This is a genomic window from Paenibacillus sp. J45TS6, from assembly GCF_018403285.1.
GTDB lineage: Bacteria > Bacillota > Bacilli > Paenibacillales > Paenibacillaceae > Paenibacillus.
Genome location: NZ_BOSJ01000007.1, coordinates 231,336 through 255,905 on the forward strand (window position 1 = coordinate 231,336; position 24,570 = coordinate 255,905).

The 24,570-nt window shown below is 41.8% G+C and carries 24 protein-coding genes; 20 read left to right on the forward strand and 4 right to left on the reverse strand.

The window, feature by feature from the left end; translation table 11 throughout:
* The first annotated feature begins 104 nt into the window (after positions 1 to 104).
* From tsaE to tsaD, 4 genes are read left to right on the forward strand one after another with little or no spacing between them, the layout of a single operon-like run.
* On the forward strand, positions 105 to 593 hold the full coding sequence (gene tsaE, locus KJS58_RS13015) for a tRNA (adenosine(37)-N6)-threonylcarbamoyltransferase complex ATPase subunit type 1 TsaE (protein WP_374705809.1): 489 nt from the start codon (positions 105 to 107) through the stop codon (positions 591 to 593).
* Complete coding sequence (gene tsaB, locus KJS58_RS13020) at positions 590 to 1,402, forward strand: tRNA (adenosine(37)-N6)-threonylcarbamoyltransferase complex dimerization subunit type 1 TsaB (RefSeq protein WP_213532916.1); 813 nt, start codon at positions 590 to 592, stop codon at positions 1,400 to 1,402. The genes tsaE and tsaB overlap by 4 nt, the downstream gene beginning before the upstream one ends.
* A gap of 18 nt (positions 1,403 to 1,420) precedes the next feature.
* On the forward strand, positions 1,421 to 1,942 hold the full coding sequence (gene rimI / locus KJS58_RS13025; protein WP_213532917.1) for a ribosomal protein S18-alanine N-acetyltransferase: 522 nt from the start codon (positions 1,421 to 1,423) through the stop codon (positions 1,940 to 1,942).
* Positions 1,939 to 2,979, forward strand: coding sequence for a tRNA (adenosine(37)-N6)-threonylcarbamoyltransferase complex transferase subunit TsaD (tsaD, locus tag KJS58_RS13030; protein WP_213532918.1), 1,041 nt, complete (start codon positions 1,939 to 1,941; stop codon positions 2,977 to 2,979). Before rimI ends, tsaD begins: the two co-directional genes overlap by 4 nt.
* Before the next feature lie 467 nt (positions 2,980 to 3,446).
* Here the strand turns inward: tsaD and KJS58_RS13035 are convergent, their stop codons facing one another.
* The gene (locus tag KJS58_RS13035) at positions 3,447 to 5,393 is read right to left on the reverse strand and encodes an ABC-F family ATP-binding cassette domain-containing protein (protein ID WP_213532919.1); all 1,947 of its coding nucleotides are present in this window, start codon (positions 5,391 to 5,393) and stop codon (positions 3,447 to 3,449) included.
* Positions 5,394 to 5,682: 289 nt separating this feature from the next.
* Here KJS58_RS13035 and KJS58_RS13040 point away from each other — a divergent pair, with 289 nt between their 5' ends.
* The 12 genes from KJS58_RS13040 (at position 5,683) to KJS58_RS13095 (ending at position 15,241) form a co-directional block, all read left to right on the forward strand.
* The gene (locus KJS58_RS13040) at positions 5,683 to 6,357 is read left to right on the forward strand and encodes a 5-formyltetrahydrofolate cyclo-ligase (protein ID WP_213532920.1); all 675 of its coding nucleotides are present in this window, start codon (positions 5,683 to 5,685) and stop codon (positions 6,355 to 6,357) included.
* Positions 6,358 to 6,363: 6 nt separating this feature from the next.
* A complete protein-coding gene (moaC, locus tag KJS58_RS13045) occupies positions 6,364 to 6,870 on the forward strand; it encodes a cyclic pyranopterin monophosphate synthase MoaC (protein ID WP_213532921.1) in 507 nt (168 codons plus the stop codon).
* A gap of 16 nt (positions 6,871 to 6,886) precedes the next feature.
* Positions 6,887 to 7,372, forward strand: coding sequence for a MogA/MoaB family molybdenum cofactor biosynthesis protein (locus tag KJS58_RS13050; protein ID WP_160032308.1), 486 nt, complete (start codon positions 6,887 to 6,889; stop codon positions 7,370 to 7,372).
* A 138-nt stretch (positions 7,373 to 7,510) separates the two neighbouring features.
* Positions 7,511 to 7,753, forward strand: coding sequence for a twin-arginine translocase TatA/TatE family subunit (gene tatA, locus KJS58_RS13055; protein WP_213532922.1), 243 nt, complete (start codon positions 7,511 to 7,513; stop codon positions 7,751 to 7,753).
* A gap of 140 nt (positions 7,754 to 7,893) precedes the next feature.
* Complete coding sequence (tatC, locus tag KJS58_RS13060; protein ID WP_213532923.1) at positions 7,894 to 8,673, forward strand: twin-arginine translocase subunit TatC; 780 nt, start codon at positions 7,894 to 7,896, stop codon at positions 8,671 to 8,673.
* A 215-nt stretch (positions 8,674 to 8,888) separates the two neighbouring features.
* Entirely contained in the window at positions 8,889 to 9,170 is a 282-nt protein-coding gene (gene groES / locus KJS58_RS13065) for a co-chaperone GroES (protein ID WP_191797156.1), read from the forward strand.
* A 73-nt stretch (positions 9,171 to 9,243) separates the two neighbouring features.
* Positions 9,244 to 10,878 carry a chaperonin GroEL gene (gene groL, locus KJS58_RS13070; protein ID WP_213532924.1) on the forward strand — a complete coding sequence of 545 codons (1,635 nt, stop codon included), beginning with the start codon at positions 9,244 to 9,246 and terminating at the stop codon, positions 10,876 to 10,878.
* A 298-nt stretch (positions 10,879 to 11,176) separates the two neighbouring features.
* A complete protein-coding gene (locus KJS58_RS13075; protein WP_213532925.1) occupies positions 11,177 to 11,752 on the forward strand; it encodes a TetR-like C-terminal domain-containing protein in 576 nt (191 codons plus the stop codon).
* Positions 11,753 to 11,867: 115 nt separating this feature from the next.
* Positions 11,868 to 13,562 (forward strand): oleate hydratase, encoded by a 1,695-nt coding sequence (locus KJS58_RS13080; RefSeq protein ID WP_213532926.1) that lies wholly within the window; start codon positions 11,868 to 11,870, stop codon positions 13,560 to 13,562.
* 271 nt (positions 13,563 to 13,833) lie between these two features.
* The gene (locus KJS58_RS13085; protein ID WP_213532927.1) at positions 13,834 to 14,241 is read left to right on the forward strand and encodes a helix-turn-helix domain-containing protein; all 408 of its coding nucleotides are present in this window, start codon (positions 13,834 to 13,836) and stop codon (positions 14,239 to 14,241) included.
* A gap of 13 nt (positions 14,242 to 14,254) precedes the next feature.
* A complete protein-coding gene (locus KJS58_RS13090; RefSeq protein ID WP_213532928.1) occupies positions 14,255 to 14,587 on the forward strand; it encodes a hypothetical protein in 333 nt (110 codons plus the stop codon).
* A 36-nt stretch (positions 14,588 to 14,623) separates the two neighbouring features.
* Entirely contained in the window at positions 14,624 to 15,241 is a 618-nt protein-coding gene (locus KJS58_RS13095; protein WP_213532929.1) for a CPBP family intramembrane glutamic endopeptidase, read from the forward strand.
* Between the two features lie 150 nt (positions 15,242 to 15,391).
* Here the strand turns inward: KJS58_RS13095 and KJS58_RS13100 are convergent, their stop codons facing one another.
* The 3 genes from KJS58_RS13100 to fdhF are packed head-to-tail and all read right to left on the reverse strand — an operon-like array spanning position 15,392 to position 19,867.
* Entirely contained in the window at positions 15,392 to 16,432 is a 1,041-nt protein-coding gene (locus KJS58_RS13100; RefSeq protein WP_213532930.1) for a P-loop NTPase, read from the reverse strand.
* A 16-nt stretch (positions 16,433 to 16,448) separates the two neighbouring features.
* On the reverse strand, positions 16,449 to 16,925 hold the full coding sequence (locus KJS58_RS13105) for a helical membrane plugin domain-containing protein (protein ID WP_213532931.1): 477 nt from the start codon (positions 16,923 to 16,925) through the stop codon (positions 16,449 to 16,451).
* Between the two features lie 5 nt (positions 16,926 to 16,930).
* A complete protein-coding gene (gene fdhF, locus KJS58_RS13110) occupies positions 16,931 to 19,867 on the reverse strand; it encodes a formate dehydrogenase subunit alpha (protein WP_213532932.1) in 2,937 nt (978 codons plus the stop codon).
* Between the two features lie 615 nt (positions 19,868 to 20,482).
* On the opposite strand from fdhF, the gene KJS58_RS13115 reads away from it, so the two are divergent.
* The 4 genes from KJS58_RS13115 to KJS58_RS13130 all read left to right on the forward strand — a co-directional run bounded on the left by KJS58_RS13115 (position 20,483) and on the right by KJS58_RS13130 (position 24,549).
* Positions 20,483 to 20,830 carry a Na-translocating system protein MpsC family protein gene (locus KJS58_RS13115; protein ID WP_213532933.1) on the forward strand — a complete coding sequence of 116 codons (348 nt, stop codon included), beginning with the start codon at positions 20,483 to 20,485 and terminating at the stop codon, positions 20,828 to 20,830.
* An 11-nt stretch (positions 20,831 to 20,841) separates the two neighbouring features.
* Positions 20,842 to 21,657 (forward strand): formate dehydrogenase accessory sulfurtransferase FdhD, encoded by an 816-nt coding sequence (fdhD, locus tag KJS58_RS13120; RefSeq protein WP_213532934.1) that lies wholly within the window; start codon positions 20,842 to 20,844, stop codon positions 21,655 to 21,657.
* 36 nt (positions 21,658 to 21,693) lie between these two features.
* Positions 21,694 to 22,710 (forward strand): GTP 3',8-cyclase MoaA, encoded by a 1,017-nt coding sequence (moaA, locus tag KJS58_RS13125; RefSeq protein ID WP_213532955.1) that lies wholly within the window; start codon positions 21,694 to 21,696, stop codon positions 22,708 to 22,710.
* Positions 22,711 to 22,962: 252 nt separating this feature from the next.
* Entirely contained in the window at positions 22,963 to 24,549 is a 1,587-nt protein-coding gene (locus tag KJS58_RS13130) for a PucR family transcriptional regulator (protein ID WP_249717251.1), read from the forward strand.
* The last annotated feature ends 21 nt before the right edge of the window (positions 24,550 to 24,570 follow it).

Genomic DNA, 24,570 nt, shown 5'->3' on the forward strand with positions numbered 1-24,570 from the left:
TTGACTTGTCTTTCGCCTTGCGAGTGATAGTATGGAACTATATAATGAGATGAAGTATTTTGTTATCCTTAAGAAGGATAATGGACCGAAAGAAGGTTGGCACATTGGTACAAGAACATCAGGAATGGGTGTTTCACTCTAAAGGTGTACAAGATACAGACAAACTGGCGGCTGTCCTTGCGAAGTTAGCGGCTCCTGGAACCGTCATTGCACTTGATGGAGATTTGGGTGCGGGAAAGACAGCATTTTCTCAAAGCTTTGCAAGACATCTCGGTGTAGAAGGGGTTGTGAACAGCCCTACGTTTACACTGATTAAAGAATATAAGGGAAGACTTGCACTATATCATATGGATGTGTACCGCATTTCTCTAGATGAAGCCGAAGGACTAGGTCTTGATGAATATTTCTACGGAGATGGTGTAAGTCTGGTAGAATGGTCCAGCATTATCCCTGAATTACTGCCGGAAGCTCATCTGCATATTCAGATGGAAGTAACGGGAGCGGAAGAACGAGTGATTCGTTTAGATGGTTACGGAGCACCTTATGCTGCATGGTGTCAGGAATTAAGCAGAAGTGGAGTCGATAAGGGATGAACGAAGAACATCAGCCGCGTCAGCGGTTTTTGGTGCTTGATACATCGACAGCTGTGCTTGCCGCAGCGGTGATGTCAGAAGAGTCACTAGTAGCTGAAAGTAATACAAGAGCAGATCGTAATCATGCCGTGCATGTGGTGCAGGCTTTGAAGGATCTGATGGAGAATAGTCAAATAACAAAAGAAGATATAGCTGGCATCGCTGTCGGCATTGGACCAGGTTCTTATACAGGGGTCCGCATCGCAGTTACGGCGGCCAAAACATTAGCGTGGGCTTGGGGCGTACCTGTAGCCGCTGTATCTAGTCTTGCAGCGCTTGCTTTAGGCGGGCTGCGTACTTATGTGAACGATATTAGTTTGGTGGAAAATCCTCAAGGGTCACTGGAGAAGTCTGGCAGCCGCTACTGGGTTGTACCGCTGATGGATGCACGGAGAGGTCAAGCTTATACTGCGTTATTCGAAGGAGAAGGGGGAAGTTCTGAACTGCACCGAATGGAGCCTGATGCCATAAGGCTGGTTGATAGCTGGGTAGACGCGATTGCATCGCTGCTGAGTGAACTTCCTTCTTCGGATGCACCGGACGGAATACTTTTTGTAGGAGATGTAGAGCCTCACAGGCAGACGCTTGAGAAACTTCAGACGATGCAGCCTGAAGTACAGATTCATCTTCGATCTTATGAGATGGAAGGGCGTTATGTTGGCAAGCTCGGAGCAGTGAAACTGCTTCAAGGGGAGCAGGAAGATATTCATACCTTACTGCCGAATTACACCCAACTTGCAGAAGCGGAAGCAAATCTTCTGCGCAAATGAAGGGAGTCGTAGAGCTGCATGGATCGTAAGGAAGAGAAGGGACAGCTCGTTTTCCGGATGATGACGATGCAAGATATACCGGATGTCCTCAGGATTGAACAGGATTGTTTTACATTGCCATGGACGGAAAGTGCGTTCGTGAATGAACTTACACATAACCATTTTGCGAAATACATGATAATGGAACTAGACGGTAAACCGATTGGATATGCAGGAATGTGGACGATCATTGATGAAGCCCATATTACGAATATTGCCGTACTGGAAGCATACCGTGGCAGAAAGCTCGGAGAGAAGCTGCTTACGGAACTGATGAAGACAGCAGCCTATCTCGGAATGACACGAATGACACTGGAAGTCAGAGTCTCGAATACGGTAGCACAAGGTTTATATGAGAAAAAAGGATTCAGACCTTCCGGACTTCGTAAAGGATATTATTCAGATAATAATGAAGATGCAATGATTATGTGGGCTGATTTACCCGCAAGCGTGCACCTGGGTACGGAAGGAACAGAGGAAGGAAGTCTAAGAGATTCATGACACAATCGTCCTTACAAAATACAAGTTATATACTCGCAGTAGAGACAAGCTGTGATGAAACGTCCGTTTCTGTAATTAAAAATGGACGCGAAGTATTGGTGAACCTGATTGCAAGTCAGATTGAGACACATAAAGCTTTTGGCGGGGTTGTACCGGAAGTTGCTTCACGTAAGCATGTTGAGGTCATTACGCTCGTTATGGAACAGGCTATTGAAGCATCGGGTATCCAGCCAAAGGATCTATCCGCGATTGCCGTTACGCAGGGACCTGGTCTTGTAGGTGCTTTGCTTGTTGGTATCGTTGCTGCCAAAACACTGGCGATGGCTCTTGATAAGCCGCTGATTGGAACCCATCATATTGCCGGTCATATCTATGCAAACCGTTTGGTGGAAGAGATTGAATATCCAGCGATGGCACTGGTTGTATCCGGCGGACATACAGAGCTTACTCATATCCCTTCGGAAGGAAAGTTTGAAGTGATTGGACGTACGCGGGATGATGCAGTAGGTGAAGCTTATGATAAAGTCGCACGTGCACTCGGTTGTCCTTATCCGGGCGGGCCGCATGTGGACCGGATGGCACATGAGGCGAAGACGGTAACGCCGCTTCCTCGGGTATGGCTTGAACCGGATTCTTATGATTTCAGCTTCAGTGGTCTAAAGTCCGCCGTACTGAATATTGTTAATCAGGCATCGATGAAAGGCGAGACCCTTGATCGCAGCAGTGTGGCGCGCGGTTTTCAGGAATCAGTCGTTGAAGTGCTTGTCGAGAAAGCCGTTCGTGCGGTTCGCGCGTATGGTTCCAAGCAGCTTCTGCTAAGCGGAGGGGTTGCTGCGAATAAAGGTCTGCGCAAGGCACTCGAGGAACGCTGCGCCAAAGAAAACATCAAGCTTCTCATTCCGCCGATGGAATACTGTACTGACAATGCGGCGATGATTGGAGCAGCAGCCTACCTGAAATGGGAACGCGGCATGTTTTCCGATCTGAAGATGCAAGCAGAACCAGGCTTATCTTTGGAGAATTGGTCTGTAGAGTAAGATAGAAAACACGAAAAATAAGATAAAAAAACACAAAGAATAAGATAAAGAACATAAAGATCAAAAAGTCGACATCTTCTATAGATGATCGACTTTTCTTTTTGTGTGGAAACCAATAAGCAGGATCAAAGCGATTAACTATAAAAAGGTAAATCTGTCAAGTTGTTAACAAAGTTATCCACATATCCGGAAGAAAATGGGGATAAACCCAAAAAAGTGAGCAATATTACGTTTTCGCAAATAAATGAAAATAACGAAAAATCTTAACATCCATATGTAAGGTAATTTGTGGATAATGTGGATAGAATAGTGGATAATATTGGGTTTTCTATGAAAATGGCTTTATAAAGCCAAAAAAACAGCCCAAAGGGCTGTTAAATTGGATTTGTTATCCACTTTTTCTGTGGATAAAATTGTTAATTACTTCTTCATACTGTAAATATGTCAATTTAAAGATTTATTTTTTGCTATTCCGCGAGTTCTTCCCACTCTGCATAGACTTCGCTGAGCTTGTTCTTCCAAGTTTCGATGGACTGCTGAATTTCTTGTAGTTTCATGTAGTCTTGATAGATCTCCGGCTTCGCCATTTCTGCTTGCTCTTCTTCAATTTTACTCTCGATATCCGCAATTTGTTCTTCAAGACTCTCCAGCTTGCGCTGTCTGTTCCGCTCTTCCCGCTTTGCCTGCTTCTCGGCTTGAAAAAGATCAGCTCCAGATTTCTCAGCAGTAGAAGATGCCGAGCTCTGTTTCGTTGTTGCTGCCTTTAGTTCTTTACGTTCCTGCTCGATTTCTTCAAGTTCCTGTTTCTTCGCCACATAGTCATCATAATTTCCTAGGAAATGCTGTGTTCCTTTTGGATGCAGTTCGACAATGCGTTCTGCCATTTTGTTAAGGAAATAGCGGTCATGTGAAATGAAGAGCAGGGTTCCTTCGTAATCGATCAGTGCAGATTCAAGCACTTCTTTACTGAATAAGTCCAGATGGTTGGTCGGCTCATCGAGTATAAGTACATTGGATTCTTGCAGCATGAGCTTCGCTAACGATACACGGGCTTTTTCCCCGCCGCTCAGCGCACTGATTCGCTTCTGTACATCATCTCCGCTGAAGAGGAAGTTACCGAGTACCGTACGAATACGCGCTTCTTCCATATGTGGATATTCACTCCACAATTCTTCGAGTACGGTGTTTTTATCATTGAGATTCGTCTGTTCCTGATCATAGTATCCAAGTTTAATCTTGGTACCCCAATCGATCTGACCTGAGCGCGGGGTCATCTGCCCTGTCAGGCATTTCAGCAGTGTGGATTTTCCGATTCCGTTCGGTCCAATGAGAGCAACCGTTTCTCCTCTGCGCAGATCCATATCGGCATGTTCAAAGAGCGGCTGGCTTTCTTTATCAAAAGCGACAGATAAGTCCCGCACATGCAGTACTTCTTTTCCAGACATATAAGCAATATCAAAAGAAAAATGGGCCCGTTTCAGATCGCCTTGCGGCCGGTCCATCACTTCCATTTTATCCAGTGCTTTGCGCCGGCTTTGGGCGCGTTTGGTAGTGGAAGCACGCACAATGTTCCGCTGAATAAATTCTTCCATCTTGGAGATTTCATCTTGCTGTTTCTCATATTGTTTCATCTGAGCTTCGTACTCTGCTGCTTTGATCTCCATATAGCGGCTGTAATTCCCCGTATACTTGCGGGAACGATGCCGCTCAATTTCCACAATTCCAGTAACAAGCCGGTCAAGGAAATACCGGTCATGAGAAACGACTAAGATGGCGCCTGAATATCCACGAAGATAATCCTCCAGCCAAGTCAGTGTTTCAATATCTAGATGGTTCGTCGGCTCATCCAGCATAAGCACATCAGGAGCTTGCAGGAGAATTCGGGCAAGAGCAAGTCTTGTCTTTTGTCCACCGCTGAGAGTAGAAATCTTCGTATCCACAGGAAATTCACCGAATCCCATCCCGTGAAGGACACTTCGAATCCGTGTTTCGATCTCATAGCCGCCATGATCTTTGAACCAGTCTTGACGAACGGCGTAACGCTCCAGCAGATCGGCATATTTTTTCTCATCATTCATTTCTTTTGGATCAGCAATTCGCTGTTCCATCAGTCGCAGTTCCGCTTCAGCTTCCGTAAGGTGAGCAAAAACTTTCAGCATCTCTTCCCAGATGGTTCCATCCGATTCCAGTCCGCTGTTTTGGGCGAGGTACCCTATAGTTGTTTCTTTGGCTTTAAAGATCTGACCGCCGTCATAGGACATTTCACCAGCCAAAATTTTGAGTAGAGTAGATTTTCCTGCACCATTGACCCCTACAAGTCCAATCCGTTCACGTTCTAATATCTGCAGGCTGACACCTTCAAGAATGCTGTCTATGCCATATCGTTTTATAATTCCAGATGCTTGAAAAAGCATGATATTTCCTCCTGTCTAGAAAGCAATAAACTAGTCCTAGTTTACATGAAAAAGAGAGGCTTTGCACCGCTTAGAACAAGTTATAACCGAAGTTACCCGTCCGCCCTTGATAAAAAGGTTTGAACTTTGTCTCGCTTATAGTCTTTTCATGAAATAGGTGATAAACTTAAAGTTAGAAAAAGCCGAATTGTGATTCACATTAGTGAACGTCAGCAAGTGGTGATGAATGCTAGCAAACAGGTTGTGAATAACCACTATTCGCACGACGGATAAAACGGAGGGATAGTGGATGGAAGTACATCCGGACAAGCTCCAGTTAAAAAAGCAACTTCGAAGAAGAATGCTTGCGGTGCGCGAAGCACTGCCGCCTGATCAGCGTTCAGAAGCATCAAGGCAGATATGTAAGTATGCCACTCAGGAGATGGACCTTTTGCGCAGCAAGCTTGGGCAGAAGAATCTAACTCTTTTTCTATATATGACTTTTGGTAGTGAAGCCGATACTTTTATGCTATTGACGAAGGCACTGGCCCAAGGAGACACGGTACTCGTGCCCAAGGTAAGAAAAGATTCGAGGCTTATGGAGCTTCGAGAAATCAGGCAGATGACAGACGTGGAGCCGGGAACCTGGAATATTCCTGAGCCGACAGATCATACCCCGGTTTATCCTGTAGAGAGATGGCCGGAGATGGATCTTGTCATTGTTCCAGGACTTGCCTATGACCTTAGCGGAGGAAGAATTGGATACGGTGGAGGGTATTACGACCGCTTTGCCGAAAAGATGTATATGGAAGTTCAGAAAAAGCAGATCGAAGGCCAAAATGTAACCTTACCCCTATATGCAGGGCTTGTCCTTCCCGGACAACTGCTTCCACCGAATGATATTCCTATGGAACCGCAGGATTTTAGACTGAACCTTCTTTTTACAGAGAAGGGTGTTTTACATACTCAAATAAAAGGAACGTGATGGAACATGGATGCGAAGTCACAAAGCGGACAGAATGAAAGACAGCAACTGACTCATTTTAATGAGCAGGGACGTGCGAGAATGGTGGATATCTCGGGTAAAGAGGTTACGGTTCGTACCGCGGTCGCACAGTCAAAGATCACAATGAATGAAGCAACGCTTCAGGCGATTAAGGCAGGTACGGTAGGAAAAGGGGATGTACTGGCCGTTGCACAAGTGGCCGGAATTCAGGCTGCCAAGCGTACTTCCGATTGGATTCCGATGTGTCACCCGCTGCCGCTTACCGGTGTTAACATTACTTTTACAGATAACGGAGAGCGCGAACTGTATATTGAAGTGTCCGTTAAGACAGAAGGAAAAACAGGAGTAGAGATGGAAGCTCTAACAGCTGCATCGGCAACTGCACTCACCATTTACGATATGTGTAAGGCGATGCAGAAAGATATGATAATAGGTCCGACACTGCTGAGTTCCAAAACAGGCGGTAAAAGTGGGGACTATAAATTCAAATAGAGGGATGGGTGATCTTATGTTGTGGAAAACAGCGATCCTTACAGCAAGTGATAAGGGAGCGAGAGGAGAGCGGGAAGACACGAGTGCGCAGGTCATCCGTGAACTTGTCGAAGAAGAACTGGGCGGTGAAATTATTGAATACCGCATTGTGCCTGATGAACCAGACGAGATCATTGCTGCGTTGATCGAAATGACGGATTATTTTCATGCGGATCTTGTTCTTACCACAGGCGGGACTGAACTTGCGATTCGAGATGTAACACCAGAAGCTACGCGCAGAGTCATTGACCGTGAAGTACCCGGTATGGCAGAGGCCATGCGGATGACGGTGCTGCAGAAGAACCGGGGAGCTATGCTCTTTAGAGGAATCTGCGGTATTCGCGGAAGAACACTAATTGTAAATTTACCGGGAACTCCTAAGGGTGTGCACGAGAATCTCGCAGCTATAATGGACCAGCTCCCTGAGGCACTTTTGATGGTTACAGGACAATTTAGACAGTAAACATGATGGCTGTGTATTCCTTCCTTTTTCTTGTAAATACGGCTATGTATGTGATTACATTTGTGGTATGATTTCATGTAGATGGATGATTATGGATGGTAATCCATATGTATAGTACAACAAGAAGGAGGGGTATACATGCCAAATATCGGAGGAACGGGCTTTATTCTGCTTGTCATTGTTGCCTTGTTGTTATTCGGACCTAACAAGCTTCCTGAACTGGGACGAGCTGTCGGTAGAACGTTCCGTGAATTTAAGAATGGTGCTCAAGAGATCATGTCAGATGAATCTTCATCCCGTAAAGGATCTTCAGCAAGTGAAGTAAAATCAGCTGAAGCAACGACGGTTCAGAAAACAGAGGATAAGCGCCTGCCAGAGTAATTCTATATATCTTATGCATGCGCGCTTTAAGTCAGGGTGCCTTGCTAAGTGCTTGTTTCAAGCAAAATAAGGATCCCTTCTTTGTAAGAAGGGTTTTGTTTTTTTCTTCTAGCTGATGAGCAGAGAGAGGGAGTGTTACGATGTCTGAACATGAAGAAGGCATGACGCTGGTGAATCACTTGGGGGAACTGCGAAGACGTCTTGTCGCTGTACTGGTCGTTCTTCTGCTCGGACTGATTGGCGGTCTATTTATCAGTGACCCGATCTATCAATATTTGACAGCATACGGGCCTCTTCCGGGTATTGAACTGCATGCCCTCACGCTATGGGATGGACTTGGGATGTATATGAAGATTGCCCTGATTTTTTCCCTCGTTATTACGTTGCCTTTTACTGCCTATCAGATTTGGAAATTTGTGAGTCCAGGTCTGACGCAGAGTGAGCAAAAAGCGACTATACGTTATATTCCTTTTGTCTTTTTGTTGTTCTTATTAGGAATTGCTTTTTCCTACAAAATATTACTGCCGATGGCTACCTCTTTTACAAGCAGTATTAATCAGAATCTTGGTCTTGTCGAAACGTATGGGATGGCACAATATTTTACGTTTATGTTTAATCTAATCTTGCCTGTATCCCTGTTATTTGAACTGCCTGTTGTGGTTATGTTTCTGACGAAACTGCGGATTCTCAATCCATTGCGTTTACGTAAAATGCGCCGGATCTCCTATTTTGCACTTGTTTTTATCGCTGTATTTGTGACCCCGCCTGATTTTATTTCCGATATTTTGGTTACAATTCCTTTGATTCTGCTTTACGAGTTCAGTGTCTTTCTGTCGTCTGTTGTTTACCGGAAGCAACTCGAAGAGACCGAGGAATACGAATCGAGATATGTGAAGGTTGATGCAGGGGAGAAGATATAGGATGGAGCATAATTATTACAGGATTGGAGAGAATGGAAGATGGCTTCATGAATAACTGAAAAGATCTGCTAAAAATCCTGAAAAGGACTTGAAATCATCTTCTAATTTCAGTATCATGAAATTGGTTGTTAGCACTGACGACTGTCGAGTGCTAATATAGAAGAGTGCAACAACCGTAAGATATGTAACTTACTTATTTAAGGAGGCTATTTTTCATGATCAGACCTTTAGGTGAACGCGTATTGGTAGAACCGATCGAACAAGAAGAGACAACAGCTTTCGGGATTGTACTTCCGGACTCTGCTAAAGAAAAACCGCAAGAGGGTAAAGTTATCGCTGTTGGCGCTGGAAGCTTAAAAGATGGCGTTCGTGTTCCTTTGGAAGTAAAAGAAGGAGACCGCGTTATTTTCTCCAAATACGCTGGAACAGAGCTTAAATACGAAGGTAAAGAATATTTGATTATGAAGGAAAGCGACATTCACGCAATCTTGGGTTAATCTTCATTCGTGAAGAGCTTGAATATATGAATTGAATCGTTGATTTCATAATATATTAGGAGGTTTTATCACTATGGCTAAAGATATTAAATTCAGTGAAGACGCACGTCGTTCCATGCTTCGTGGTGTGGACGCTTTGGCAAACGCAGTAAAAGTTACACTCGGACCTAAAGGACGTAACGTGGTTCTTGAGAAAAAATTTGGCAGCCCCCTCATCACGAATGATGGTGTGACTATTGCAAAAGAAATCGAACTTGAAGATGCATTCGAGAACATGGGTGCTCAACTCGTTAAAGAAGTAGCTACAAAAACGAACGATGTTGCTGGTGACGGTACTACGACTGCAACTGTTCTTGCTCAAGCCCTCATTACGGAAGGTTTGAAAAACGTAACTGCAGGTGCAAGCCCAATCGGTATCCGTAAAGGGATCGACAAAGCGGTTCGTGCTGCTGTTGAAGAACTTCACAAAATCTCCAAACCCGTTGAGAACAAACAATCCATCGCACAAGTTGCTGCTATTTCCGCAGCTGACGAAGAAGTAGGCGAATTGATCGCTGAGGCAATGGAAAAAGTGGGTAACGACGGTGTTATCACTGTTGAAGAATCCCGTGGATTCGAAACTGAACTTGAAGTGGTTGAAGGTATGCAATTCGACCGCGGATACATTTCTCCATACATGATTACAGATACAGATAAAATGGAAGCTGTCCTAGACAACCCATACATTCTGATCACTGATAAAAAAATTACAAACACGCAAGAAATCTTGCCTGTTCTTGAAAAAATCGTTCAACAAAGCAAACCGCTTCTGTTGATCGCTGAAGATATCGAAGGCGAAGCGCAAGCAATGCTGATCGTGAACAAACTGCGCGGAACATTCAATGCAGTAGCGGTTAAAGCTCCTGGATTCGGTGACCGTCGTAAAGCAATGCTGCAAGATATCGCTGCTCTGACTGGCGGCCAAGTGATCACTGAGGAACTCGGACTTGATCTGAAATCCGCTACAATTGATCAACTGGGTACTGCTCGTCAAGTACGTGTAACAAAAGAAAACACAATCATCGTTGACGGTGCTGGAAGCAAAGAAGATATCGATGCTCGCGTAAAACAAATTCGTTCCCAACTCGAAGAAACTACTTCCGAGTTCGACAAAGAAAAATTGCAAGAGCGTCTTGCTAAACTTGCTGGCGGCGTAGCTGTTATCAAAGTAGGTGCAGCATCTGAAACTGAGCTGAAAGAACGTAAACTTCGTATCGAAGATGCACTGAACGCAACTCGTGCAGCAGTAGAAGAAGGTATCGTATCCGGTGGTGGTACAGCTCTAGTGAACGTTTATGGCGCTGTAGCTGCAGTAGGTGAGAAACTTGAAGGAGACGAGCAAACAGGTGTGAATATCGTACTTCGCGCTTTGGAAGCTCCAATCCGTACAATCGCTGCTAACGCTGGTGAAGAAGGTTCCGTAATCGTGGACCGTCTGAAACGCGAAGAAGTTGGCGTAGGATTTAACGCTGCTAATGGTCAATGGGTGAACATGATCGATGCAGGTATCGTTGACCCTGCGAAAGTAACTCGTTCCGCATTGCAACATGCTGCATCTATCGCGGCTATGTTCCTCACTACGGAAGCAGTTATCGCTGACAAACCAGAACCAGCAGCTCCTGCAGGTCCAGAAATGGGCGGCATGGGTGGAATGGGCGGCATGATGTAATATAGGCTGTGAAGCCTTCTCATCGTGAATTAGTCTAGGCTATTTCAGCCCAGATTGAGAACTGGTCATGTTAAAAACTATTTTCTAAAGTAAAGACTACTTCCTAACAACAGGAGGTAGTCTTTTTTATGTTTTTAGAATTTGCTTAGTCCATTCATAGCTGAGTTTTTTCATTAAAGTTAAAATATAATCTTCTATTTCCAAGAGGTTTCTTTTTTCATGATTTAAAATTTGATATAATTTGCGAATCGCCAGCAAACGTTTGTTCTGCTAAGAAAAGTGGAAAAGGAGGTATATTATGACGATCAATTTAGTTGTTGAAGAAGCATTAGCTAACTCATTAAAAAAATTGATGATGACGAAATCAATCAAACAAATTCATGTGAAAGAAATAACGAATGAAAGTAGCCTCAGCAGACATACTTTCTATAATCATTTTCATGATATTTACGAGCTTCTAAAATGGATCTATGAAAGAGAGGTAATAGAAGGGATTGACCTGTATTGTTCGTTAGATTCATGGAAAAAAGGGATTGACCTTGTACTAAACTATACCTATGAAAATAAACGAATCTGTTTGAATACGTTCAATTCTCTCGGACGTGACCATCTGGAAAGCTTTCTTTATCAAACTTTTTTTCGTGTAGTTAGTTCGGTGGTAGATGAGATATCTCGTGATTTACAGCTTTCAGAAGAGGTAAAGGATAATTGTAAGGATTTTTATACAAATGCATTGATGGGGGTCTTTATATCCTGGCTTAAAAAGGACCTATCTGAAACACCGGAGAGTATGGCACGCAAAATCGATCAGATGTTAAGCGGAGTGGTCGTGTATACATTAACCAAAATAAGCAAGGAAGCTAACACACTTTAAGGCATATGTACATGTAGTACACGATTTAAGAAAGCTGTTCATTGTTGTAACTTTTCTTTTAGATATACTCAAGGTAACAAGCGAAGTTATTATCTAAAAGAAAGGGTAGTGTCTTATGTTTAATTATGAAAAGATTCATACGAGAAAACCGGATGGGATTGAAAACAGACAGGCTTATCTGTTAGGCGGTGGAATTGGATCCTTGGCGGCAGCAGCGTTTCTGATTAGAGATGGACATATGCCAGGAAAAAATATATACATCTATGAGCAATCCGATATTCTCGGCGGCTCCATGGATGGTGCGGGAGAATGGGAGACTGGCTACACAGCAAGAGGCGGACGTGAAATTGAACCACACTTTGAATGCTTCTCCGAGCTCTTCAGCTTTATTCCTTCTATTAAAGAACCGGACAGAACGGTACTCGATGAATTTTATGAGCTGAACGAAAAAGAACCGATCCTGTCCAATTGCCGACTTGTAGAAAACCAGGGTAAAGTTGCAGATTCTTCTTCCTTGGGACTTACCATAGACCAAGCTATGCGGCTTGGAAAGCTGGTTATGACAACCGAAGAAGCTTTAGGACATACAACGATTGCAGATTTCTTTGATGAAAATTTCCTGCAAACTAATTTTTGGTACTTCTTTGAAACCATGTTTGCTTTTGAACCATGGCATAGTGTAGTAGAGGTTAAACGTTACATGCAGCGTTTCATGCATATGATTGGCGGTATTAACCGCCTTGAGGGATTGCTTCATACCGAATACAACCAGTATGATTCTCTGATCCTTCCTCTGATTACATGGCTTGATGAGCAAGGCGTGGTATTCAAATCAGGATGTGAAGTAACCGATATAGATTTTGATATTTCAGATAACCGCAAGAAAGCTACAGGATTTTGGTATAAAAAAGATGGAAAAGAAGTACAGCAAAAGGTATCTGAGCAGGATATCGTCATGTTCACAAACGGCTCAATGACACAGAATACAACAAGAGGAAGTTTACATGAGCCTGCTATTTTAAATCGTTCCACTGAAAAAGGATGTTTTTCTGTATGGGAAAAGATAGCTGCAAAATCACCAAATTTCGGTCATCCCGAAAAATTCTGTAGTGATGTTGATAAAACCAAATGGATGAGCTTTACAATCACTTTGAAAGACGACGAAATTGTATTCCCATACCTTGAAGAGCTGCAAAAGAATCCGACTGGCATGAACGGTCTCGTGACGATAAAAGACTCTAACTGGTTATTAAGCTGGGTTGTACCGAAAGACCCTCACTTTAGAAATCAACCTGAAAACGTAAAGGTGCTTTGGGCTTATGGGCTACTGCTTGATGTGCCAGGAAACTATATTAAGAAGACTTATGCTGAATGTACGGGCCAAGAAATGTTTGAAGAGCTTCTTTATCATATGGGACTTAAGGATCGAATTTCTGAAATTTTGGAGCATACCATTAATGTAATTCCAGCAATGATGCCTTATATCACTTCACAATTTATGCCGAGGGTTGCAGGCGACCGTCCTGACGTTATTCCAGAAGGTAGTGAGAATTTTGCATTCCTAGGTCAGTTTGCAGAAGTCCCAGATGACTGTGTATTTACTGTAGAATATTCTGTTAGAACAGCGATGATGGCGGTATATGGTTTGCTGAACCTTGAGAAAAAAGTTGAACCTGTTTATCCCTCATGGTATGACGTGCGTGTTTTGGCAACAGCTACTAAAACATTATTAGGAGTAAATCATCTTCCACTTGACCAAATTCCATTAGGAAAATTATTGCAAAAGAGCGAATTGTCGAAATTCCTCTGAAGTAATCTTTAAGTAAAAAGCCGTCACAGTGATAAGTATGAATGAATACAAAACCATTTCTTAATAATTTTAAGAAATGGTTTTTTTGCTTTATCTTCAGTGATTACATTCGGTGCTTCAAAGTCTTTCTATTTGAGGGAGATCAGGCCTATTTTTGCTCTATTACAACGTGTAAAATAATTTTGACATCCCATTTTAATAGATGTACAAGATATTTGATAGACAATTTTTACCTAAATTTGGCAAGATGATGATGTGAGGAGGGAGCGATATGGAAATAGGTAAAAAACTAAAAGATGCTCGTGTAAAATCTAGCTTTACTCAAGAATTTGTTGCGGGAGAAATTCAAGTGTCACGTCAGACGATCTCTAATTGGGAAAATGAAAAATCTTATCCAGATATAGTGAGCGTTATAAAGTTGAGTGACCTATACTCGATCAGTCTTGATGAACTATTAAGAGAAGATCAGGACATGATAGAACATTTTGCGGAAAGTACAAATATTGTAAAAAGTAATAAGAAACTGATTGCTGCAATCATTTCTAATATTTTTCTTTTGGTCATGCTGATTATTTTTTCGAGTTTGGTACCCAACCACCTCTTTTTCTTAGTCGGAGTTTTTTCATTAGCGATTATCTGTTCGTCCATATTACTTTATCAAATCATAAAAAGAATTTAGGGAGGCAACAAACATGAATGCAAACGTAATGATATTCATGTTGGTATGTACTGCTGTTTTTATCGTAGGAGCCATAAATACTGCTTACCAGATTTATAAAATGGTAGAGTTGGATGCTGCGGCGAGAGAGTTAAAACATTCAAAGGTTTTAGGTTTTTTTGCGATGAATGGGAATAATTCACCGGGTCTTTTATTTTATCTAATTGTTAGAAGAAAATATCCCATCATACATATGTCAGAGGAAAGCCGCATGGAGATTGAGGTAAGAAAGAAAAGAGCTGGTGTTGGACTGATATTCTTGGCGATGGGTGCCACCGGAGTAGTTGTGTTCATTTCACAAATGTGATTGGCACGAGACAGGAGAGGAGGTATCAATGAAGCAATGATTTTTTTAAATCAACTTATTAGTGCGATTGTTCAACTATTATTCTTTACTTCTATACCATTTGTTTGGTATGTAGTTACAAATAGAAAGGTTGCAGGATTTTTTCAGTGGATTGGATTTAAGTTGGTTCCAAAGCCACCAATAAGATACGTGATTATGATCTTCGTCACATTTTTGGTTATCATTTCAGTACCATATCTATGGTTATATAGTTCAGGAACTATAACATACAGTGGATTTACTATTGAGTCGTTCCAACAAACCGGTTGGGGCTTCCAAACTATTTGTATCATTTTAATATGGGCAATTGTACAAACATCGCTGACAGAGGAAATATTATTTAGAGGATTTTTGTGTAAGAGGCTAAGGGATAAATGGGGATGGAAAGCTGGAAATAGTATACAAGCGTTTCTATTTGGAATAATACATATCCCAGCTGTGTCAGGCACTGGATTATTTGCTATCGTTGTTGTCTTTTTACTGACAGGTGGAGTTGGTTTTGCACTTGGATGGCTTTTACAGCAGAAGACAAATGGGAGTATCCTATACGGATGGTGTATTCATGCCGCGGTAAATATAATATCTCCCATCTTTGTGTTTTCTTTTTTGCTCTAACATTAGGTTATATGATAGCAAATACGGCAATCTCTCCCCAAATAAATATCGGAAAAAGATTGCCGCATAAGTTATACCTTTTTATGTTGTCTACGTGACATGTTATGATCAGCCTTCAGAATGCCAGGGGTTTATAGCTTTCTTTTACTATTAATAAATAAGTTCTTCTGCAAGATGGGTGAATACTTCACCGATCACAGAATCCTCGTCATAAACGGAAGAACCTGTATTTTCCTCAGGCTGGGCAAAAGGTACTTGAGCAATGATATGGGACCCAAGCTCCTCTGCTAATTTTTCTGCACCGCCTTGACCGAAGAGGTAGTTCTTTTCACCGTTCGATTCAAAGTAGGCCATGTTTTCAACCACACCAAGAATCGAATGTTTGGTATGCTGCGCCATGACTCCCGCACGAGAAGCGACATGAGAAGCTGCGTAGTGAGGAGTGGTCACTATAATTTCCTGCGCTTGCGGAATCATAGCTGCCACATCAATGGCGACATCTCCTGTACCGGGAGGTAAATCGAGCAGAAGATAATCGAGCTCACCCCAATGGGTGTTCGTAAGGAAATTACGAATCCATTTGTTCAGCATCGGGCCGCGCCACATGACAGGCTGGTTATCTTTTGCAAAGAAGCCCATCGACATCACTTTTACCCCATGACTTTCGGCCGGAATCGCCGTTTGGTCAATCATGGTTGGCTTTTGGTCGATCTTCATCATCGCAGGAATACTAAATCCATAAATATCTGCATCTAAAATCCCCACACGTTTTCCAAGACGGGCAAGAGCTGCGGCTAGGTTAATCGTAACCGTAGACTTACCGACACCGCCTTTACCGCTGGTCACCGCAATGAAGGTAACACCCGACTCAGGCAGAAGCATTTTTGGCATTCCTTGTTCCGTAGCATTTTGCGTTTTTAATGAAGAGGTTAAATTCCGGCGTTCTTCATCTGTCATGGAACCAAACGTAATCGAAACACTGGATGCGCCGATTTCTTTTAATGCTTGTTCAATATCCTGCTGAATCTTTGCTTTTAGCGGGCAACCTTGAATGGTTAAAATAACGTCAAGCGAGACATGCGTACTGTCAACCTTTATATTCCGAACCATATTAAGGTCAACGATACTTTGATGGAGTTCCGGGTCATTAATGTTCTTTAGTGTTTGTAAAATTTGTTCGTTTGTCAGCATGTAAGAAACCACCTTCTTATTTTAAGCCTTTGCCAAGCCCTTTTAAAAAGTGGATTCCAAAATTTAAAGAGCGATTGACATCTGGATCATTTAATAGTTTTAAAAGTTTGAAGGCACTAATCTTTTCATCTGATTCAATAGCCTTGTTTGCTTCATCTAGGCCTGTAGTTAAGCTGTTAATCAGCTTCGCCGTTGTTTCCGGTTCGACTTCAGACAGCGCTCCGGCAGCACCCATTAAGTTATTGATAATATTCGTAACAGGTTTACGAGTCATTTGACCAAGGGCAATTTTTGCAACATCTTCTTTTGCTTCTAGTAGTTTTCCCGCTGCTTCTAGTGCTCCCATCTCATTCAAATCGGCCATGATCGAAAAGACTTGATTCACCATGTCTTCATTTTCAGAAAGAAGCTGTTTTAAATTCTCTAACTTTTCTTCCTTCCGTTGTTCTTCTGTCACTTGTTGTTTTTTTATCGTTGTAATTGGCGCAGCCATGTGGGTCACTTCCCTTCGTTAGTCGTTGTTAAGTGTACGTATCCAGGACGGTTCCATTTACGCTCAACTTCAACGCCATTTTGTGGATGACGTTTTTTATAACGCGGATTTGTTCTAGGAAGCGGATTTTTTCCTTTTGGCTTCAGTATTTCCACGCGTACTTTTGTTTGTTTGTAAGCCGGTGTAGATGTATTGATATCTGCAGCCGGTCCGGTTAAGAAATTGATTGCTGAATCTTTGCTGACCGAGTTCATTGGTAGGAATAATTCATTTCCTTGTACCCGATCGGTTACTAGGGCATTAAGTTTCAATGCGCCATAAGGTGATACGAGACGAAGCAGGGCACCATCTTCAATGCCGCGTTCTTTGGCGAGTTCAGGTGATACTTCCACAAAAATCTCTGGTACTTTCGATTGAATCCCTTTGGATTTATTCGTCATGTTTCCTTCATGGAAGTGTTCAAGCATACGGCCATTGTTAATTAGGCAGTCATACTGTGCTTCATATTCGACAGGCTGTACCCAATCATGTAAAGCAAAACGTGCTTTTTTATCAGGGAAGTTAAACCCATCTTCATAGAGTAGAGGTGTATCCTTTCCATCCAGGCTGCCCCAACAGAAACTGCCCCAATTTGCTAGTACATCATAGTTCGCTTCAGCGAAGATCGGAGACAGGCTGGCCATTTCATCAAAAATTTCACTTGGATGGCTGTAATTCCAATCTGCACCTAAGCGGCGAGCGACGGCCTGAAGAATCTCCCAATCGGCTTTTGATTCACCGAGCGTTGGCAGTACTTGATAGAGACGCTGTACACGGCGTTCTGTATTGGTAAAAGTACCTTCTTTTTCAAGCGATGGTGCTGCAGGCAGAATCACATCTGCATACTGCGCTGTACGTGATAGGAAGATATCTTGTACAACAAAAAAGTCGAGTTGTGAGAGAACCTTATCTACGTGATTTGCATCGCAGTCGACTAGAGCCATATCTTCGCCCACTAAATACATAGCTTTCATCTTACCTTCCATAATCGCATCTAACATTTGCATGTTTGTACGACCTGGTTCTGGTTTGATTTTTACGCCATAGGCTTTTTCAAATTTTTCACGTTCCGCATCGTTTGTTACTTTTTGATAACCTGGCAGCAGATTTGGAAGTGTACCCATGTCACAAGCACCTTGTACATTGTTATGACCGCGAAGAGGGTAGGCACCTGCACCAGGACGACGATAGTTACCGGTAGCAAGCAGCAGATTGGAAATCGCTGCGGATGTATAGGAACCGCCCGTATTTTGGGTAACACCCATACCCCAAAGCACACAGGTACCGTCTGCATCACGAATCATTTCGGCCACTTGAATCAGCGTTTCTTTTGAAATCCCTGTCTGTTGTTCTGCATATTCCAGAGTGTATTTATCAAGTACGGCTTTAAATTCATCATAGAAATTCACGTTCTCTTGAATAAACGCTTCATCATGCCAGCCTTGATCAATGATGTATTTGGTAACCGCCATTAACCATACTTGGTCTGTACCTTGTTTTGGACGCATGAAAATATCGGAACGCTCAGCCATCTCATGTTTACGAATATCGGAAACAATTAATTTTTGACCGTGTAATTTATGAGCACGTTTGACGCGAGTCGCTAATACGGGATGACCTTCTGCAGGGTTTGCCCCAACAATGATGACAAGACCCGCTTTCGCAATATCTTTAATTGTTCCTGCATCTCCGCCCATACCTACTGTACGCATTAGTCCATCTGTAGCAGGGGACTGGCAATAGCGTGAACAGTTATCGACATCGTTTGTTTCAAACAATTGACGAGCCATTTTTTGAATTAAGTAGTTTTCTTCATTTGTAATTTTGGAAGAGGAGATAAATCCGACAGAACCTGTACCGTATTCTTTTTGAATACCGCCAAGTTTAGATGCGATCAGGTCCAGCGCTTCATCCCAAGATGCCTCAACAAATTCATTGTTTTTGCGAATCAGTGGTTTTGTAATCCGTTCTTCGGAGTTTACGAAGTCCCAGCCAAATTTTCCTTTGACACAAGTAGATACTGCATTTACAGGACCGTCAGAAGGTTGGACTTTTAGGATTTTGCGATCTTTGGTCCATACTTCAAACGAGCAGCCTACGCCGCAGAAAGTACATACCGTTTTTGTTTTTTTCGTGCGTTTACTGCGCATGGCAGCTTCGACTTCAGAAACAGCGAAGATACCGCTGTACCCAGGTTCAACTTCCTTAATCAAATCAATCATCGGATCAAGCATGTCTTGTTTAAGGCCAGTCATAAAACCGGCTTCGCCAAGCATGGTTTTCTCCATAAGTGCATTACATGGACAAACGGTAACGCATTGTCCGCAGCTTACACAGGAAGAATCGTTGATCGCAACGCCTTCATCCCAGATCACTCGCGGTCTTTCCGCTTCCCAGTCAATGGATAACGTTTCGTTCACTTGCAGGCTTTGGCATACTTCTACGCATTGCCCGCATGCGATACATTGGTTCGGGTCGTACCGGTAAAATGGATGTGACATATCGACTTCATGGGGTTCCACTTTTGGTTTATAGGGATATTTTTGATGTTCAATTTCCATGAGTTCTGCCGTGTTATGTAATTTACAGTTCCCGTTGTTGTTGTCACATACGGTGCAGTACAGCAAATGGTTTTCGAGTATACGGTCCATAGCTTCAGTTTGTGCAGCTTTCGCCTTTTCGGAATTCAACTGAACGTTCATACCGTCTACAGCTTTTGTGGAACAAGAACGAACAAGTTCGCCATTGACTTCAACGATACATGTATCACAAGTTTGGATGGGATCAACAGAAGGTACATGGCAGATTTGCGGATGGGGTATGCCATTTTGATTAATGGTATCCAGGATGGTTGCTCCTTCTGCTGCATCATACGGTACGCCATTAATGTTAATTTTGGTCAAGGTGATTTCCTCCTTTTGCTCTAAGAGACTTATATGTTCACAGGATCCTATTTAGGATGAATAATGAATAAAATAACGAGTTGATGATTAGATTTAATGAAACGGTTATTACGAGGGTCAGTGTGAAAATTAGGTTTGAAAAATAAAAAATCCACCATGAAACAGCATGATCTATACATGCTAAATGTTCATGGTGGATAAAATTCATAGCAGGCCGTGCTATAAATCCAATCTACTTCATTTAAAATTTTTAGTATACAAATAGAATTCAAATATTAAAATCCATTATGGCAAGCAGTCCAACTACATTTAAAAACCATATATGAATCAAAATACGTAAACACCATTCGTATATCATTTATTATAGCTCTTTTCAATTAAAATGATCAATAATATCAATAAAATTAATTGATGAGAGTCATTATCAATTGTATTCTGAAAACGAAATCAAGTAAAAAAATATGTTTTGTATTTAATAAGATAAATGGACAAGAGAAGCCTTTACTAGTACTATTTTAACTGCATAAGCTGCTGATTTCATACAAAATGATAAGGGTTATCCTTATGAAAATATGATAATAAACAAAAGTTTGCTATGATGGGAGATTCGTTAAAATGTCAAAAAAAATACATGAATTTAATGACATGATTCGAAAGCTACGCAAAGATAAATTTGGAAAAGGACCAGATCGTATTCATACGGTTTTCGTCGAGAATATGGCAGTTTCCACACTCTATGGAAATATCACACCTACCGAAAAATTTATTGCGAGTACTCCTGAAGGATTAAAAATGGTTCATGCAGCACGTACAAGTATGATCCAGGATTTGTACAGTGAATCGCCTCCAGAAGGCATGGAAGAACTCGTAGGTTCGAAATTGCTCCATTTATTTTCAGATATCAAAATTGAAGAGGATTTTGCTATTTCTGTATTTGTTTTTGAAAATAATATTAGTGAATAAGAGGATGCCTTATGGAAAATGCCGTAACAAGAAAGGTTATACATGTTGCAGATAAACAAATCCAAGAAATAGAAGATCTCGTGGTTACAGAACATGCGGTCACTGTTAAGATTAATCAAGAGGAATTTGTTACAATGGTTTGCACACCCGAGTATGTAGAAGATATGGTTGTTGGATATTTAGCTTCTGAGCGGATCATTCGGAGTTCCAAAGATATTGAAGAAGTGTGGTATCAAGAAAAAGAAGGTTTTGTGCATGTCAAAACCAAGAGCATCAATCCTTACTCTCAAAAAATTCAAAATAAAAGATACATTACTTCTTGCTGTGGGATGAGCCGCCAAGGCTTCGTTTTTGCTAATGATGCCCTTGTATCTAAAAAAGTAGAAGATATACATGTGCGTATTACAGCAAATGATTGTTTTCGGTTAATGCGAGATATGCAAGATTCAGCTGAGATATTCAAAAAAACGGGTGGCGTGCATAATGCATCGCTATGTGATGTGAATGGGATTATACTAAGTCGAATGGATATTGGACGCCATAATGCACTTGATAAAATATATGGATATTGCCTGCGAAACAACATTAGCATGAAAGACAAAATCATCGTATTTAGCGGACGAATTTCATCTGAAATTTTACTTAAAGTATCCAAAATCGGATGTGAAATTGTCTTGTCCAAATCAGCTCCAACCGAACTTGCTCTGCAATTGGCAGAGGAACTCGGTATTACGACCGTAGGTTTTATTCGTCAGAATTCACTTAATATTTATACACACAAAGAGCGTATTCTTTTACCTGAGCATGATGCAAAAGCGGACCTGTAAATGAATAACTCTTACCAATGAAAGAAGGAGATTACAATTTCAAATCTACAAGACCAACTACATAGACCTCTAAGAGATTTACGAATTTCAGTGACAGACCGATGTAATTTTCGTTGTCAGTATTGTATGCCTGCCGAGGTATTTGGTCCAGATTTTGCTTTTTTACCGTCTGATAAAATACTCAGTTTTGAAGAAATCGAAAGATTAGTCCGAATTTTCGTCTCATTAGGGGTGAGAAAAGTACGTATTACGGGCGGAGAACCTTTACTGCGTCAAGATCTGCCTAAGTTAATAGAACGTATTCATCATATCTCAGGGGTAGAGGAGATTGCCTTAACAACCAATGGTACTCTACTAAAAAAATACGCACATGATTTAGCAAAAGCAGGATTAGCACGAGTCTCGGTTAGTCTGGATTCATTAGATGAGGACCGCTTTTTTGAGATGAATGGTCATCGGGGAAAAGTGTCAACGGTATTAGAAGGGATAGAAAAAGCAGCAGAGGCAGGACTACAAGTAAAGATCAATATGGTTGTTCAAAAAGGAAAAAATGATCAAGATATCGTACCTATGGCGAGGTTTTTTAAAGAGAAACAGCATATCCTTAGGTTTATTGAATATATGGATGTAGGGAATTCGAATGGTTGGCGGCTGGATGACGTGGTGTCAAAAAAAGAAATCATTGATCGGATTAACGAGTTCTCACCTTTGAAACCTACCGAGCCTAATTATATAGGGGAAGTGGCTACGCGTTATCAATATGAAGATGGTCAGGGTGAAATCGGCGTGATTTCTTCTGTCACTGACTCCTTCTGCGGAACTTGTTCACGTGCTCGTATCTCTGCCGAAGGAAAATTATATACTTGTTTATTTGCAACAGAGGGAACGAACGTAAGAGAATTGTTACGGTCTGGGGAAGATGATGAAGCTATTACCCAGTTTATTTCAAAGGTCTGGGAAAATAGAGATGACCGCTATTCCGATGAACGAAATGAAGAGACGATGAATAAAAGGAAAAATTCAAAAATCGAAATGTCACACATCGGTGGTTAGACAAATAGGAAGGTAGCAGCTAGTGCTAGCTTGTATATTTGTACAAGAAACCATTTTATATATAAATATTTCATTCATTATAAGCAACCGAGGAGAAGCGCCTGATCAGTTCTATGAACTTTTGAGGGGCTTCTTTCTTTTTCTGGGTAGGATGGATGGAGGCTCCATAGCACAACAGACCCAGATGAAATAAAATAGTGAAAATATATTCGTCAGACAACGAAGAAAAACAGAGAAGAAGTGGTGATCTACATGGGGATAACCGTTAAAGATATGCTGCAATTGCCTTCCTTTCGAGGAGCCAAGGTGCTGACTGGCAAAAATAATCTTCAACGTACGGTTTCCTCTTTATCCGTACTTGAAGTTGCAAACGCTGATTACTCCTCTCAAATCGTAAACGCCATTCAAGAAGAATATTATGCAGAGGAGATTGTCATCAGCTCTTTTTTCTCCATTCGAGATAGTGTGGAAAAACAGTGTGAGACCATTCAGTATCTCCACGATCTGGGTGAAGTGGGACTCATTCTATATTATGTAGGAATCATTATTCCGGAAGTGGCCGAAGAGGTGCTGCAATTAGCAGAGTCTAAAAATTTCATTATCATTTGTATGCCGGAAAATGACTATACGCTGCGTTATAACGAAGTGATCTATGAAGTGATGGAAGCAATTGTACTGCAGAATCAAACCATCAATGATAATTTTGTAAATGAATCATTAGAAAAAGTATCACTTTTGCCAGAACATTCTCAGAGCGTAGAAATTACACTGAAATTTTTATCGGATCGGCTGAAAGCGAATATCGTGTTGACGAATACACATATGGAAATTGTAAATCAAGTGATGTGGCCCCGTAATTCAACGCTGGATGTATCCCAAATTATTGAGGAATATGCCCCTTATTTGATGAATGGAGTAAAGGGACAAGCAGAGCTTCATCCTGCCTGTTTTGTAGAAGGGAAAAGTATACATCAAAAAAATGGAGAGTTGCTGTATCTTTTTCTGATTAAAGAGAATTCGAAATTACCCGCAAAGACCATCGAGAAAACAAGTGAAGTTGTGCAGGTAGCGATGAATTTGTGGGGAGACAAGCATAATGAGGTCAGCGAGTATGCCTTGGTCAAAGCAATTATTAATGATGAGAGTGAAAAAATGCGGAGACTGGCTCATCTCCTCCATATTGATGTCTCTGCGATTCAAATGCTGTGGTTAGTGTATATCCAGGATCTGTCCGCAGAGAAACAAATTCGCGAAGAACTTGAAGAGCATTTATTCAAATATTATAAGACAGCGGTCATTCAAATCATCGATCATTGTATTATCGTCCTCTTGGGAAACTGCTCTTACAATTACAGTGAGTATGAAATTGCTGCGGAGTACATGGACACGGCGCATTTCGCCTCCAATATATCCGAAATGGTGTACGCTCCCCGAATGAGAAACACGCAGGACGTGCGGCGTATGTATCAGCTTGTAAACAGTGTGGGCCAGAAAGTCCACCTCATCTATGAAGAGCGTAAATTATATACGGCAGCAGAGATGCGTACAATAAAGCGGGCTGTGGACCTCAGTGTACAAGGAGAAGAAGTGATTGAAGAGTGGATGTCTGTCATCGAACCCATTCTAGGCGATCCTGACTCGCTGAGGACTCTCTTGACCTTTCTGCTTGATTCAAAAGGGAGTTTTGATGACTGCGGAAAACGGCTGTTCGTTCATAAAAACACAGTAAAATATCGCATGAAAAAAATCAGCGAGCTCATCGGCTATGATGTAACCGTCCATTCGGAATTTTATGATGTGTACATCGCTTGTATGATTTACCGATTAATTCATAGCTAGCATGGTCCGTAACTTTTGTCG

What these genes read in the sequence shown, in the direction of transcription:
- tsaB (WP_213532916.1), top strand. Translation starts at nt 590, where the DNA reads ATGAACGAAGAACATCAGCCGCGTCAGCGGTTTTTGGTGCTTGATACA.
- rimI (WP_213532917.1), top strand. Translation starts at nt 1,421, where the DNA reads ATGGATCGTAAGGAAGAGAAGGGACAGCTCGTTTTCCGGATGATGACG.
- tsaD (WP_213532918.1), top strand. Translation starts at nt 1,939, where the DNA reads ATGACACAATCGTCCTTACAAAATACAAGTTATATACTCGCAGTAGAG.
- KJS58_RS13035 (WP_213532919.1), bottom strand. Translation starts at nt 5,393, where the DNA reads ATGCTTTTTCAAGCATCTGGAATTATAAAACGATATGGCATAGACAGC.
- KJS58_RS13040 (WP_213532920.1), top strand. Translation starts at nt 5,683, where the DNA reads ATGGAAGTACATCCGGACAAGCTCCAGTTAAAAAAGCAACTTCGAAGA.
- moaC (WP_213532921.1), top strand. Translation starts at nt 6,364, where the DNA reads ATGGATGCGAAGTCACAAAGCGGACAGAATGAAAGACAGCAACTGACT.
- KJS58_RS13050 (WP_160032308.1), top strand. Translation starts at nt 6,887, where the DNA reads ATGTTGTGGAAAACAGCGATCCTTACAGCAAGTGATAAGGGAGCGAGA.
- tatA (WP_213532922.1), top strand. Translation starts at nt 7,511, where the DNA reads ATGCCAAATATCGGAGGAACGGGCTTTATTCTGCTTGTCATTGTTGCC.
- tatC (WP_213532923.1), top strand. Translation starts at nt 7,894, where the DNA reads ATGTCTGAACATGAAGAAGGCATGACGCTGGTGAATCACTTGGGGGAA.
- groES (WP_191797156.1), top strand. Translation starts at nt 8,889, where the DNA reads ATGATCAGACCTTTAGGTGAACGCGTATTGGTAGAACCGATCGAACAA.
- groL (WP_213532924.1), top strand. Translation starts at nt 9,244, where the DNA reads ATGGCTAAAGATATTAAATTCAGTGAAGACGCACGTCGTTCCATGCTT.
- KJS58_RS13075 (WP_213532925.1), top strand. Translation starts at nt 11,177, where the DNA reads ATGACGATCAATTTAGTTGTTGAAGAAGCATTAGCTAACTCATTAAAA.
- KJS58_RS13080 (WP_213532926.1), top strand. Translation starts at nt 11,868, where the DNA reads ATGTTTAATTATGAAAAGATTCATACGAGAAAACCGGATGGGATTGAA.
- KJS58_RS13085 (WP_213532927.1), top strand. Translation starts at nt 13,834, where the DNA reads ATGGAAATAGGTAAAAAACTAAAAGATGCTCGTGTAAAATCTAGCTTT.
- KJS58_RS13090 (WP_213532928.1), top strand. Translation starts at nt 14,255, where the DNA reads ATGAATGCAAACGTAATGATATTCATGTTGGTATGTACTGCTGTTTTT.
- KJS58_RS13095 (WP_213532929.1), top strand. Translation starts at nt 14,624, where the DNA reads ATGATTTTTTTAAATCAACTTATTAGTGCGATTGTTCAACTATTATTC.
- KJS58_RS13100 (WP_213532930.1), bottom strand. Translation starts at nt 16,432, where the DNA reads ATGCTGACAAACGAACAAATTTTACAAACACTAAAGAACATTAATGAC.
- KJS58_RS13105 (WP_213532931.1), bottom strand. Translation starts at nt 16,925, where the DNA reads ATGGCTGCGCCAATTACAACGATAAAAAAACAACAAGTGACAGAAGAA.
- KJS58_RS13115 (WP_213532933.1), top strand. Translation starts at nt 20,483, where the DNA reads ATGTCAAAAAAAATACATGAATTTAATGACATGATTCGAAAGCTACGC.
- fdhD (WP_213532934.1), top strand. Translation starts at nt 20,842, where the DNA reads ATGGAAAATGCCGTAACAAGAAAGGTTATACATGTTGCAGATAAACAA.
- KJS58_RS13130 (WP_249717251.1), top strand. Translation starts at nt 22,963, where the DNA reads ATGGGGATAACCGTTAAAGATATGCTGCAATTGCCTTCCTTTCGAGGA.